Source organism: Methylomonas sp. 2F7 (assembly GCF_057126975.1).
Window position 1 is genome coordinate 4,457,143 of sequence record NZ_CP195203.1, and the last position, 12,790, is coordinate 4,469,932.

The following is a 12,790-nucleotide window of genomic DNA, read 5'->3' on the forward strand; positions in this document are numbered from 1 at the left end:
CTACTTATAACTTACGCCAACACCACCGGAATTTTGCCGATTTTTGATTGCCATTCCTTCGGTGCGGTATTGTGGATCGACTCCCCGCGACTATCCACCGCCACCGTCACCGGCATGTCTTCCACCACAAATTCGTGAATCGCTTCCATACCCAGCTCGGGAAAGGCCACCACCCGCGCCTGCTTAATGGCCTTGGAGACTAAATAAGCCGCACCGCCGACCGCGATTAAATACACCGCTTTATGTTTGGCAATAGCGGCTATTGCTATCGGGCCGCGTTCGGATTTACCGATCATGCCCAGCAAGCCGGTTTTTTCCAGCACCGTGTCGGTGAAACTGTCCATCCGTGTGGCAGTAGTCGGGCCAGCCGGGCCGACCACTTCGTCGCGCACAGCATCAACCGGGCCGACGTAATAGATGAATTTATCTTTTAAATCGACGCCGTTCGGTAAGGGTTCGCCTTTGTTTAGCAGATCGACGATACGCTTGTGCGCCGCGTCGCGGCCGGTCAATAGCGTACCGCTGAGCAACAAGGTTTCGCCCGGTTTCCAGTCGGCAACGTCTTGCTTGGTCAGGCCGTCGATATTGACCCGCCGCGCCGTGCTGGCAGATTGAGTGATTTCCGGCCAGTCCGATAATTTGGGCGGAGTTAATACGGCTGGGCCCGAGCCGTCCAATACAAAATGCGCGTGGCGGGTGGCGGCGCAGTTGGGGATCATCGCCACCGGCTTGTTGGCGGCGTGGGTCGGGTAATCGAGGATTTTGACGTCCAGCACCGTGGTCAGGCCGCCCAGGCCTTGGGCGCCGATGCCCAGCGCGTTGACTTTGTCGTACAACTCCAGCCGCAATTCTTCTAGCGCATTGCTGGGGCCACGCGCGATCAAATCCTGAATGTCGACTGAACCCATGCAAGCCTGTTTGGCCAATATCATGGCTTTCTCGGCGGTGCCGCCTATGCCTATACCCAAAATGCCCGGCGGACACCAGCCGGCGCCCATGGTTGGTACGGTTTTTAACACCCAATCGACGATATTGTCGGCCGGGTTCAACATCACAAATTTGGATTTGGCTTCCGAGCCGCCGCCTTTCGCGGCCACTTCCACGTCCACCTTGTCGCCCGGCACCAATTCCATATGCACCACCGCCGGGGTGTTGTCTTTGGTATTGATGCGCTTGCCGGCCGGATCGGACAGAATCGACGCGCGCAAGACGTTGTCCGGATGCAAATAAGCCTGGCGCACACCTTCGTTAACCATCTCGGTCACACTCAATGCCGCATCCCAGCGCACGTCCATGCCTATCTTCAAAAATACCGTAACGATACCGGTGTCCTGGCAAATCGGCCGCCGGCCCTCGGCGCACATTCGGGAATTGATCAGGATTTGCGCCATCGCATCTTTCGCCGCCGGGCTTTCCTCTTTTTGGTAAGCCGCATACAGCGCGTCTATAAAATCTTTGGGATGGTAATAGGAGATAAACTGCAAAGCATCGGCGATGCTTTGAATAAATTCGGTTTGGCGGATGGTGGTCATGGTAGTCATCGGGCTATGAAGGAGAATGTTTGGAAATTTATCACGAACCGCTACTGCCCTGAATCAAAATCTGGTAGCCGAAACCGGCGCAAGCCATCGGCATAAAAATTAAAACGACAAGTTGGATGTCAGGCGGCGTCATTGCCCCCCAGCTATAGGCGCTAAGCTGCCGGAGTCGCTGATTTTCCAGTCAAATCCGGGGCGTTGCTGGCTAAGGGTGCGAGATTCATAATCGGCACAGCCCGACCATTCTCAAAAGAGACGAACACGGAAAAATGCGCGGACGATGATATTACTCATACTTTTACATAAGGACTTAGCCCCGATTAGCGGAGCGTAATCGGGGGAATGTAAGTCTTTCGTACGATTACGCTTCGCTAACAGTATCTACGGGTTATCGTGAAATCGAGATGGTTTTGTTCCCGTATGCTGCGCCGAGCACCGGAGCTTTTGAACGGTTCAGCCCGCTAGGGGCGCCGCAGGGATGCGGCGCGTTGCCGAAGGGGCAGGAAGCCCCTTTCGGCAACCCCGGTCAAAAGCGAGGAGCGCAGGGAATAAGCAGCATCCGGGTGGCCTTTTCTTTGGATACTTTCTTTTGGCCAAGCAAAAGAAAGTATCTCGGCTGTCGGGCCGAGACCCGACATTAAAACCAGCCGTCGCGTTAGCGACACCAAAACATTGTTTTTGCAAGACGACGCAGAGCGTCTAGGGATGCATTACCACGCTGGAGCGTGGGAACGATAAAAAGCCTATTGACCCCGTGGGCACAAAAACCGTGCCCACCCTTATATCTCGATTCTGACCGAAAAAAGCGGCAGAATCCCCGACTGATCATCGGGGGGCGATGGGGAAGACGTGCCCACCCTGAGGCTTGAAAGCCTGCCTTGTAGATAGTTCTCTCCATCGCCCGCACTCACTTTAAAGTTCGAACGGTATTCTAAGGGCTTGGTTCGCCTTGACCCTGTATTCATAAGGCTGAACTTTGCGAGTGTCCATTCTGATCAAGCAGTCTAAGTTTGTCATTTTTACCCAGAGATAGCGCTCATGACTTCTACTATCATCGGCATCGATATTGCCAAGCTCAAATTCGACGTAGCCCGGCTCGCCGAAGGCAAATATAAACATGCCAAGTTCGCCAACAACCTCGAGGGCTTTGCCGCGTTCGCCGCTTGGCTAGACGGTTTTGGCGACACCGACCGGCGCCTTTGCCTGGAAGCCACTGGCGCTTACGGCCTGCCCCTGGCAGAGTTTCTCGCCGACGGTGGCTACTTCGTCAGCGTGGTGAACCCCGCTCAAATTCATGCCTTCGGAAAAAGCGAGCTGAGCCGCGCCAAAACCGATAAGGCCGACGCCAAGCTGATTGCCCGCTATGCCCTGCAAGCCGACTTGGTTGCCTGGAAGCCGCTACCCGCGAATCTGCGCCAGTTGCAAGCCCTCACGCGTCGCTTGGAGCACTTGCTGGAGATGCAGCGCATGGAGCAAAACCGACTGGAGACAGCTGATACCGCTATTGTCCCTTCCATCAACACGGTACTGGCAACATTGGCGGCCGAACTGAAGGCTACCCGTCAAGCCATCCAAGACCATGTCGACAAGGATCCCGATCTCAAGCAGCAAAGCGATCTGCTGACCTCCATTCCGGGTATCGGCCCCGCCACGACCGCCTATTTGCTCGTGGCCTTAAGTCCTCACCATGGCTACGCCAACGCCAAACAAGTCGTGGCCCAAGCCGGCCTCGCACCCGCCATCCGACAGTCAGGACAATGGCAGGGCAAAACGCGTATTGCCAAGACCGGTGACGCTCGGTTGCGCAAAGCGCTTTATCTACCCGCTTTGGTCGCCTGGCAACATAATCCAGCCATTCGCGTCCAATGCCAACGACTAAAAGCTAATGGCAAAAACGGCAAGCTCATTGTCTGCGCCGCCATGCGTAAGCTCATTCATCTGGCTTTCGCTATCTTGAAATCCGGTAAACCTTTTGATCCTAATTTTTCCCTTGCATGAGCGGGTTTAAGACGGTATCTACATGGCTGAGAGTTTATACATAGATGACCTCATCGTTACTGGGCAATGAAGAGATAACTATTAAATGGGCGACCGTGTTAGCGTGGTTTTCAACGTGATGCGCCGATTGTGCTCCTGGGTTGAACCCAAGCACATCTCCTTTTCTCAATGTGATGCTGCCCGAAGAAAGATGTGCGACTACTTCACCCTCAAGGACAAGAACCAATTCTTCCCGTTGTGTATGGAAGTGCTTGCTTGAAGCTCTTTTGCCAGGGGGAACAATTTCGTGATGAATTGCGACTTGGTTAAACCCAAACAGCTTGGAGATTGATGCGTGCAAGGAGTATTCCTCGCCGGTCAAAGAAGACACGAGTTGTCTGTGAACCAAATCGGTCAAGTTGACTTTCATCGGAGTTCCTTGCGATGGCTTAAAGAGTCAGTATCGTAGCCCCGATTAGCGAAGCGTAATCGGGGGAAGTGAATCAATTCGTACGATTACGCTTCGCTAATCGTACCTACAGGCTTGAGCGTAGGATTAGGAGTGTTTTGCATAAATTGTTTCCTTCCACTCCAACAATATTTCTGCAACTTCTAAATCCTTTTTTCGGTTTTCTTTGAGCCCCATTCGATCTGTGGAAACTTCGAAAAGGTATTCTGCAATTGGCTCAGGTTTCACATTCGTCTTGAGAAGGCTGAACACATGTGGAAAGTAAGAATCGTACTCGTCTCGTGCCATCGGGACGCCAGAGACACCAATTGGGTCCCAGATGTAATGAAGAACTTCATCGACTCGTCTGTAAAGTTCTTCGTCAGGTGGCGATAGCTTCCTGCCCATGACACTCCTAACAATAATTAAAAAGTTTCTGTATATCATCAAAATACGCTGAATAAACGACATGCCACCAAAACTGCCAGCAAACTCAACCCGCCCTCTCAATCATCCCCTCAGCCTGCTTAGCAAACGCCTTCAAATCGCCTTTCTTGACCGTGGCTCGCGGAATCACAATCGCCGCGTCGATATCCACATAGATGTAAACATAGTCTTTATGCTTCTCCACCCGCAGCATGTCTTTCCAGGGGGTTTTGCTTTTGCCGCCGGGGGCGCGTTCTTGCAGGAATTCCGGCTCGATGCTCAGCCAATGAATGCCGAATAAAGCCTTTTTTTCCGCTTCGGTGTATTTATCAAAAAACTGCCGGCGTAAATCCATCTTCATGATGAACGGCGAGGCAAACGACCAGGCCAGCGCCAGGATGGTGATGTAGGCGGTGGTGGTCATGTCCACGTAATACACGTAATAAAACAAGCCGATGGCCATCATCACGCCGGGCGCGAAGATGCGGTTTTGGCGGATTTTTTTCTGCATTTCCGGGTCTTTTTTCAGCCTTTCCTCATTAAAGTGGACCAGGTCTTCTTCGCGGAATTCGTATTCGATTTCTAACATGTGTATCGCTCAGTGGAGTTGTGGGTTAGTGCATTTTCATTTTGGCGTGGGTACTGCGCCGGAACAGATTGGATAAGGTCAACATCGCAGTGCGGAAGTAGCCGTGGATAGCCACTTGGTGCATTTTGTACAAGGATAAATACACGCCATAGGCAATCAAACCGCCGACGCTGACCGTGCCCATCAAGCTACCCATCAAGGAACCGACCGTGCTGAATTTACCCAACGATACCAACGAACCGTAGTCGCGATAAACAAACTTCGCAGCCGGTTTGCCTTTCAAGCGGTTGACGATTGTTTTGGCCACGGTGGAGGCCATTTGGTGCGCGGATTGGGCGCGTGGTGGCACGTTGCCGCCGTGGCCGACCCATTCGCAAGCGGCGCAGTCACCGATGGCAAAAATGTTGGGATCGCTAGTTTGCAAAGTCTGATCGACCACCAACTGGTTGATGTGGTTGGATTCCAAACCATCCAGGTTTTTCATCCAATCAGGCGCCTTGATGCCGGCCGCCCAGACTTTTAAGTCCGCATCGAATACCTCGCCATCATAGGTGTGTACCTCAGTTTCAGTGACTTCCGTGACCTTGCGGCCCAGCTTTAACTGGATGCCCAACTTAATCAATTGCTCCTGGGTGGCTTGCGACAGGCGCGGTGGCAGGGCCGGCAACAATTTAGTGGCGGCTTCGATGATGGTAATGTTGACATCTATCGAACCTTCCAGCCCGTAAGTCGCCAGCAATTTGGTTACTTCGTGCAACTCGGCGGATAATTCCACACCCGTCGCCCCGGCGCCGATGATGACAATTGATAGCGGCTTGTCGCGCTGCCGGCTTTGGTTGGCGTAGGACTGAATGTAATAGGTTTCCACCAGCTGTTTTTGAAAGCGGAAGGCTTCCTTAGTGGTATCGATAAAGCGGCAATATTTATCCACGCCCTTGATGCCAAACGTATTGCTGACGCTGCCGACCGCCATCACCAAGGTGTCGTATTTGAAGCGGCGTTGCGGAATGATCTCTTCGCCTTTCTTGCTGGTAATCGCGCTGACGATGACTTCCTTATTGGCTCTATCCAAACCTTCCATTTTGCCGAACAGGAAACGGAAGTGGTTGCTGTGCGCCTGCGCCAGATATTCGATTTCCTCGGCCTCGGCCAGCGTGCCGGACGCCACTTCGTGCAGCAAGGGTTTCCAGATGTGGGTGGAGGCGGCATCCAGCAAGGTGATTTCCGCTTTTCCGGCTTTGCCGAGTTTATGCCCCAATTCCGTGGCCAATTCCAGCCCCGCCGCTCCGCCGCCGACGATCAAGATTTTAGGTAATGCATTCGCCATGTATCTTTCCCCTCAAGTGCTGTTTGCCGCGTTGGCAAACAAAAAAATCGCTATCCCGGCCTTAGTTGTCTATTTCCTGATGCGGGCATTATAACCAAACCTGTCCGGGCCGGCCGATTTTGACGGGATGGACTCGTGTCGACTGTGGTCTGCCAGCATGAAGCCTGAAAAGGTGCGGATAAAGCGAACGGATTTTAACGAGAGCTTCAAATTATGCTTAGATATTGTCTGCGCTTAGGCGCCAAATAAAGTGTGCCCAGTGGAGTTATCGAATGCCGCGAAACCAACTAGTCCAGATGCTTGCCAATCCAGGCCTTTTGCCGGTTTTACTTGGGCTACTGGCGGGCTGCGCATCAGAGCCGCCGAGGTCTCCGGGGCCTGCCCAACTGCCGGCCTATCAAAGCAACGCTGCCTACAACAAGCCTTATACCGTAAAAGGCGTCACTTATTATCCGCTGGCATCGGCGAATGGTTATCGGGAAACCGGCCTGGCTTCCTGGTATGGCGCGGAATCGGGCAATCGCACCGCCGACGGCAGTCGCTTTGATCCGCAAGCCTTTTCGGCGGCGCATAGAACCTTGCCTATACCGACGAAAGTTCGGGTTACCAACTTGCGCAATGGCCGCTTTGTCGATGTGCTGATTAATGACAGAGGTCCATTCAGTCCGAATCGATTGATCGATCTATCGCAAGGCGCGGCCAAGCAAATCGGCATCAGCGGTTTGACGGAGGTAGAGGTAAGTTATCTGGCAGTGCCGTCCGGTGGCGAATGAGGGCAGGCGGCGGAGAGGGTTTTGGCTGGTGCAGTTGCGAGATCCAGCCTGGTCGAAAGCATTAGCCAGCCAGAAACCGCAACCCGCAACTATCAACCCGGCCCTTAAATTTAGCGGTGCAGCACGATCAGATAATCGCCAAACCGCGTGGAACGCAGTTGCAGTGAGGTTTCCAAGGCCGCCAGCACCGATAGAGCTTGGTCGGTACGAAACACACCATTGACGCGGCGTTGGGCCAGTTCAGCATCGTTGATAAGCAAAAATCCGCGATGATAGCGATTCAGCTCGGCGAGCACTTCGCCCAAAGGCCGGTTCTCGAACACCAGTTTGCCGCGCTGCCAGGCGGTAACGGCCTGGCTATCGATGTTTTGCAAATTGCTCAGCCCGGATTCGATGTTGTAGCTTATTTGCTGGCCCTCGGCGACAACAGTGTGCAGTGCTTTGCCGTCGGCTTGTTCCAGGTCTACCGCCACGCTGTGTTGCGTAACGCTGACTTCGGTTTTACCGTCACGCAGCCGCACATTAAACGCCGTACCCAGCGCGGTGACACTGCCATGCTCGGTATTTACCCGAAACGGCCGAGCTTTGTCGGGGCTGACTTCAAACCAGGCTTCACCTTGCAGTAAGGTTAATTGCCGCTGTGCGCCGGCAATATCTACATTCAAGGCGCTATTGCTGTTCAAATGTAGCGTAGAGCCATCGCTAAGATACACGTCACGCCTTTCGCCGAAGCCGGTATGAAAATCGGCACGCAATATCCCCCACAAAGGATTAAACAACCACAGCGCCAGACAGCCGCCGGCCAATGCAGGCAGCGCCCACTGCCAGGGACGAAAGGTCGGTTTGGGTTTGCGTATGGCCGGAATTTCTATTCTTGGCGCTACCGCATCCAGCGCTCCCCATAATTCGCGCAACTGCTCATAAGCTTGACTATGCAAGGGATCGGCGGCCAACCAGCGGCTAAACTCGGCCTGTTCAGTGGCACTAAGTTTGCCGGTATCCAGCCTGACCCACCAGTCGCGAGCTGCGGCTTTAATCTCGGCAGAGGTTTTCATTGCCTGTGTCTGTTTAGAGCCGACATGGAGCAACGCATCCCGCCAGATGGGCGATAAAGGCTAAAGATTGTCATCGGGAGCAATTCAGGGTTGGTGGCTTGCCATTATAGGACGCATAACCCCGTGAAAACAGGAGTGAATCGGCTAAAGATCGTCGAGTTCTTGCAAGGCGGCTAAAGCATTGCGCAAATGTTTTTCCACCATATTGCGGGATATGCCCAAGCGTTGGGCGATTTCCGCATGACTGAGTTCCTCGAATTTGCGCAGTACAAAAACCGTCCGACATTTCGCGGGCAGGCTATCGACCGCCGCAACCAAACGGTCCAAACGCTCGCGAGCCAGATTGATTTGCTCAGGATCGATGCCGTCGCTAACCTGCAAGGCCGCGTCGCCAGTATCACCATGGTCTACATGCTGATTGCGAGTATTGCGGCGGCGCTCGTAATCGGTAGCCAGATTAGCGGCGATGCGATGCAGCAAGGCGCGCGGGTTATCGGCTTGCTGCCATAAATTGCCGGTAAACATACGCTGATAGGTTTCCTGCACGATGTCGGCGGCGGTATCGAGACAACCACAGCGTCTAAACATCACCCGGCGTAATTCCTCGTCGTAAGCCTCAATCAGGCGGGAGATGTGGAGAGCGTTGCTCATGGTTAGGATCTGCGAATTTTGGTGTCGTTAATTGGGCGAACTACCAAGATTCATGCCAGAGCACTAAATTAGCGGTATTTAGGGCATTTCGCAGCAAATTGACCAGCATTACCGGAGCAGCGCACTTCAAACAATGCGGGATATGGCCTATTCAGAAAAGTTATTTAACATAGTTAATTTGAATCGGGCGCAGTTGAAGCCGATAGATGATTAACCCGGCCCTATTCATCACTGGTATTCCGTTCGGGATAAACTCGTCGAAGCCCTGACGGGTGTGCCCATCGACAGGCTCAGTACCCTCAAGGGCATAAAGGCGGCGGTATTTAAGGGCGGCGTTAATAACGCTAGAATCAGCAGCAACAACGCGACGATTCCCGCATTTAATATGCTGTAATCCCAAAGCCACTACCACTGTAGCGATGCCCTTACATCCCTTTACCCGATCCAAGTCAAGCCAGGTTGCGACCGTGTCGGAAATAAGACAAAAACCTGCACGGGAATATAGCTTTTAGAGCTAACTGTCTGACAGGCAACTAAGTTATGGTGTTATCCACAAAAGCTGTGGATAACCTTGGGGATAAAAAGTTTTTTCACGCTCTAAATGCCTAATTTTTGGGGCCTTTGCTTAGATTGACTCAATTTTAGACAACAGTTTATACAATTTAAAATCAATAACTTACATGCAATATGCGGATATTAGAGCCTACGACCAGGCATTCTTTGGCTGCCGGCAGTGTCAAGTAATTTTTTGTGCATAATTAAAATTAATCCCTTGCATTTTTGCCTAAATAATCTAACCGTTTTCCACCTGAAACCATGCTAAATTTGCCTGGGAACATTCATGCTATTGTCATTTAATGCCCACTAATTGCCGTATCGCACACAGGCTGTTTATTCGATGGCTTGGCCAACGTTAATATCGCCAACAAATCGTGGATGGCTGGTTGATTTGGCGAACCTTTATCGGCCGCAAAGGAAATTACTAGGACAACTCCTCAACTTAAGGTTTTTTCGTAACGTGCAACACTTGCAGCCCAGCTACGAAAAACTCAATACTCAAGAAAGGAGCTGTCAGCATCGACATGGCCGGACCAAGCCCATACCCGCTAAGACCGAAGTGCGCAAATGGCTGATTGTTATGAGAGTTGACGGACATTTGCCTGTAAAAACTAACGTTGGCAAGCCGCGTTTTTATTAACTTCAGTTCGGCATAGCGACCAAGATTGCTCATACATTGCAAAAAAAACCGGTAGTCAAAACAATTGACTACCGGCTTGGGAGAAACAATGAATAAGCTATTGCACGGAGCAAATTTTCACACTCCGCGATTGCAATGACCGGAAGACATTTTCAAAGTTCCATTTTAATTTGAAGCGGCTACTCCCACTCTATCGTCGCGGGTGGTTTGCCGGAAATATCGTAGGTGACGCGGGAAATACCGGGCACTTCATTGATGATTCGGCGTGAGATCAAATCCAGGAAGTCGTAAGGCAGATGCGCCCAGCGCGCGGTCATAAAGTCTATGGTTTCTACAGCGCGGATGGCGACAACATAGTCGTATTTGCGGCCATCGCCCATCACGCCGACGGATTTTACCGGCAGGAACACTGCAAAAGCTTGACTGACTTTATGGTAAAGATCATGGCGATACAGTTCTTCAATGAATATCGCATCGGCTTGGCGCAGTAAATCGGCGTATGGTTTTTTCACCTCGCCGAGGATGCGCACACCCAGGCCCGGACCGGGGAAGGGGTGGCGGTGAATCATGTCGGCGGGCAGGCCCAACTCCAGACCCAGTTTGCGTACTTCGTCCTTGAACAGTTCGCGCAGGGGCTCGACCAGTTTTAGCTTCATGTTTTCCGGCAGGCCGCCGACATTGTGATGCGATTTGATCAGATGCGCCTTGCCGCTTTTGGCGCCGGCCGATTCGATGACATCCGGATAAATGGTGCCTTGTGCCAACCATTTGGCGTCGGTCAGTTTGCCGGCTTCTTCGTCAAATATCTCCACGAACAGACCGCCGATGATTTTGCGCTTTTGTTCGGGGTCGTTAACGCCGGCTAGTGCCGCCATATAGCGGTCTTCGGCATCGACGCGTATCACCTTGATGCCCATATGTTGGGCGAACATCGCCATGACCTGATCGCCTTCGTGTAAACGCAGCAAGCCGGTGTCGACAAATACGCAGGTAAGTTGTTCACCGATAGCGCGATGCAGCAGAGCCGCGACCACCGATGAATCAACACCGCCGGACAGGCCCAGAATAACTTGGTCGCCGCCTACTTTTTCGCGCACCGCAGTGATGCTGTCTTCAATGATATTGCTGGCGTTCCAAAGCGCTTGGCAGCCGCAAATCTCCAACACAAACCGGCTCAAGATCCGTCCGCCCTGTTTAGTGTGGGTCACTTCGGGATGAAATTGCAACGCGTAAAAATGTTTGTCTTCGTCGGCGATACCGGCTATCGGCGCGCCGTCGGAGCTGGCGATCAGTTTAAAGCCGGTCGGCAATTCGACGACGCGGTCGCCGTGACTCATCCAGACATCCAATAAGCCGAAACCTTCCGGCGAGGCATGATCTTCGATATTCAACAACAATTTGGAATGGCCGCGAGCGCGAATCTGCGCATAGCCGAATTCGCGGTGATCGGACGATTCCACTCTGCCGCCCAACTGCTCCGCCATGGTTTGCATGCCGTAGCAAATGCCTAGTACCGGCACACCCAACTCAAAAACAATTTGCGGCGCGCGAGGGGTGTCGCTGCTGGTCACCGTTTCCGGACCACCTGACAGGATAATGCCTTTTGGGGCAAAGTTTTTGACCTCGTCAGCACTGCAATCGCAGGAATAGATTTCGCAATACACGCCAATTTCGCGGATACGGCGGGCGATCAATTGCGTGTACTGCGAACCGAAGTCGAGAATCAGGATTTTGTCGGAATGGATGTTGGTCGCGTGGGATGACATGACGGGAAACCTTTCAAAAATGTAGGGTGGGCAAGCATCGAGCACCCACCGGAAAATCTAAATTACGAGCGTACTACAAGCCTCGATACAACTGATCGAGCAGGCTTTTATTGTTTTCGAAACCTGTTACGTGCCGATTTTCGAGCAGCGAACGCGTCATACGTTTAATGAACCGCAAATAGGGCGCCGCACGCATGTAATGCCTTAAATTGGTATGGCCGCGTACAATCGCGGTGATGTGTTCGGCATTACCGGGAAGCCCCCAATTGTCAGGCTGATCGGCGACCGACTCGGCTTTTTTAAAAAACAGCGTGACATTGCCGCCGTCCTCGGAAAACACATGCCTATCCTCAACTAGACCGGCTTTCTCGCCCATCCGCCGCAGTGTCGCCAGATTGAAGTTGTACAGATGCGCCTCGTGAAAGGTGCTGCTCGGCGATTGGCAGGTGGCTTCTATGTTTGGCACTTCCACTACCAACACACCATCCGGCTTCAACAAACTGCGCAACTTGCCGAGGACAAAAAACGGATCTTCCGTGTGTTCCAGTACGTGCCAAATGGTAATCACGTCAAAACTGCTTTCTGTAAACTGCGCATCTTGAATAAAGCCAAACTGCAAATTCAAATCGTACTGCGCGGCCGAATACTGACCATAGCCCTTGTTCGGCTCTATGCCGTGCAGATCATGTCCCAGCGATTTGATTAAATAGGCAAACTCGCCGCCGCCGGTGCCCACATCCAGCATGGTTTGCGGTTTGTGTAGCAAATGCTTGATTTTCTCATGCCTGGTAACAGCGACTCGGCCGGCGCGCAAGATATGCTTGGTCTTGGGGGCATACGTGTTTTTGTATTCCAGCCGATAATCTTCTTCGTAAAACTGGCGAGGATCGTGCGGAAACGGATCGCTCCAGACCAGTCCGCAATCCTTGCAAATTACGCTACGCAACTCGGCGCCGCTGCGGCTGCGCATGGATAACACGGCAACGTGGTTGCCGCCGCAAAGATTGCATGGAGTTGAGGAGGTTTCGGTCATTGCGATGGA

At 52.6% G+C, this 12,790-nt stretch carries 11 protein-coding genes; 2 read left to right on the top strand and 9 right to left on the bottom strand.

The genetic code is table 11. The features are described 5' to 3' along the window. Nucleotides 1-11: 11 nt before the first annotated feature. Nucleotides 12-1,532, bottom strand: coding sequence for a fumarate hydratase (locus ACR64Q_RS20085; protein WP_313735045.1), 1,521 nt, complete (start codon nucleotides 1,530-1,532; stop codon nucleotides 12-14). 1,044 nt (nucleotides 1,533-2,576) lie between these two features. On the opposite strand from ACR64Q_RS20085, the gene ACR64Q_RS20090 reads away from it, so the two are divergent. Further along, nucleotides 2,577-3,536 carry an IS110 family RNA-guided transposase gene (locus ACR64Q_RS20090; RefSeq protein WP_026601506.1) on the top strand — a complete coding sequence of 320 codons (960 nt, stop codon included), beginning with the start codon at nucleotides 2,577-2,579 and terminating at the stop codon, nucleotides 3,534-3,536. 34 nt (nucleotides 3,537-3,570) lie between these two features. Here ACR64Q_RS20090 and ACR64Q_RS20095 read toward each other — a convergent pair whose 3' ends face one another. From ACR64Q_RS20095 to ACR64Q_RS20110, 4 genes are all read right to left on the bottom strand, one after another. Beyond that, nucleotides 3,571-3,945, bottom strand: coding sequence for a cupin domain-containing protein (locus ACR64Q_RS20095; RefSeq protein ID WP_313732891.1), 375 nt, complete (start codon nucleotides 3,943-3,945; stop codon nucleotides 3,571-3,573). A gap of 126 nt (nucleotides 3,946-4,071) precedes the next feature. Next, entirely contained in the window at nucleotides 4,072-4,410 is a 339-nt protein-coding gene (locus ACR64Q_RS20100; protein WP_313732892.1) for a hypothetical protein, read from the bottom strand. A 46-nt stretch (nucleotides 4,411-4,456) separates the two neighbouring features. Beyond that, complete coding sequence (locus ACR64Q_RS20105; RefSeq protein ID WP_256606615.1) at nucleotides 4,457-4,978, bottom strand: YcxB family protein; 522 nt, start codon at nucleotides 4,976-4,978, stop codon at nucleotides 4,457-4,459. Nucleotides 4,979-5,003: 25 nt separating this feature from the next. Further along, entirely contained in the window at nucleotides 5,004-6,305 is a 1,302-nt protein-coding gene (locus tag ACR64Q_RS20110) for an NAD(P)/FAD-dependent oxidoreductase (RefSeq protein ID WP_313732893.1), read from the bottom strand. Between the two features lie 272 nt (nucleotides 6,306-6,577). Between ACR64Q_RS20110 and ACR64Q_RS20115 the strand changes: the two genes are divergently transcribed. Continuing rightward, nucleotides 6,578-7,078, top strand: a complete 501-nt coding sequence (locus ACR64Q_RS20115) for a septal ring lytic transglycosylase RlpA family protein (RefSeq protein ID WP_313732894.1) — start codon at nucleotides 6,578-6,580, stop codon at nucleotides 7,076-7,078. Between the two features lie 110 nt (nucleotides 7,079-7,188). Here ACR64Q_RS20115 and ACR64Q_RS20120 read toward each other — a convergent pair whose 3' ends face one another. The 4 genes from ACR64Q_RS20120 to ACR64Q_RS20135 all read right to left on the bottom strand — a co-directional run bounded on the left by ACR64Q_RS20120 (nucleotide 7,189) and on the right by ACR64Q_RS20135 (nucleotide 12,781). Next, the gene (locus tag ACR64Q_RS20120) at nucleotides 7,189-8,133 is read right to left on the bottom strand and encodes a FecR family protein (protein ID WP_313732895.1); all 945 of its coding nucleotides are present in this window, start codon (nucleotides 8,131-8,133) and stop codon (nucleotides 7,189-7,191) included. A 144-nt stretch (nucleotides 8,134-8,277) separates the two neighbouring features. Beyond that, nucleotides 8,278-8,784, bottom strand: a complete 507-nt coding sequence (locus ACR64Q_RS20125; RefSeq protein WP_313732897.1) for an RNA polymerase sigma factor — start codon at nucleotides 8,782-8,784, stop codon at nucleotides 8,278-8,280. Between the two features lie 1,377 nt (nucleotides 8,785-10,161). Then, nucleotides 10,162-11,748 carry a glutamine-hydrolyzing GMP synthase gene (gene guaA, locus ACR64Q_RS20130; protein WP_026602651.1) on the bottom strand — a complete coding sequence of 529 codons (1,587 nt, stop codon included), beginning with the start codon at nucleotides 11,746-11,748 and terminating at the stop codon, nucleotides 10,162-10,164. Between the two features lie 73 nt (nucleotides 11,749-11,821). Further along, nucleotides 11,822-12,781 (bottom strand): methyltransferase domain-containing protein, encoded by a 960-nt coding sequence (locus tag ACR64Q_RS20135; protein WP_313732898.1) that lies wholly within the window; start codon nucleotides 12,779-12,781, stop codon nucleotides 11,822-11,824. Nucleotides 12,782-12,790: the final 9 nt, after the last annotated feature.

Bases quoted from the DNA above. Each gene is read 5' to 3' on its own strand.
- ACR64Q_RS20085 (WP_313735045.1), bottom strand. From the start codon at position 1,532: ATGACCACCATCCGCCAAACCGAATTTATTCAAAGCATCGCCGATGCT.
- ACR64Q_RS20090 (WP_026601506.1), top strand. From the start codon at position 2,577: ATGACTTCTACTATCATCGGCATCGATATTGCCAAGCTCAAATTCGAC.
- ACR64Q_RS20095 (WP_313732891.1), bottom strand. From the start codon at position 3,945: ATGAAAGTCAACTTGACCGATTTGGTTCACAGACAACTCGTGTCTTCT.
- ACR64Q_RS20100 (WP_313732892.1), bottom strand. From the start codon at position 4,410: ATGATATACAGAAACTTTTTAATTATTGTTAGGAGTGTCATGGGCAGG.
- ACR64Q_RS20105 (WP_256606615.1), bottom strand. From the start codon at position 4,978: ATGTTAGAAATCGAATACGAATTCCGCGAAGAAGACCTGGTCCACTTT.
- ACR64Q_RS20110 (WP_313732893.1), bottom strand. From the start codon at position 6,305: ATGGCGAATGCATTACCTAAAATCTTGATCGTCGGCGGCGGAGCGGCG.
- ACR64Q_RS20115 (WP_313732894.1), top strand. From the start codon at position 6,578: ATGCCGCGAAACCAACTAGTCCAGATGCTTGCCAATCCAGGCCTTTTG.
- ACR64Q_RS20120 (WP_313732895.1), bottom strand. From the start codon at position 8,133: ATGAAAACCTCTGCCGAGATTAAAGCCGCAGCTCGCGACTGGTGGGTC.
- ACR64Q_RS20125 (WP_313732897.1), bottom strand. From the start codon at position 8,784: ATGAGCAACGCTCTCCACATCTCCCGCCTGATTGAGGCTTACGACGAG.
- guaA (WP_026602651.1), bottom strand. From the start codon at position 11,748: ATGTCATCCCACGCGACCAACATCCATTCCGACAAAATCCTGATTCTC.
- ACR64Q_RS20135 (WP_313732898.1), bottom strand. From the start codon at position 12,781: ATGACCGAAACCTCCTCAACTCCATGCAATCTTTGCGGCGGCAACCAC.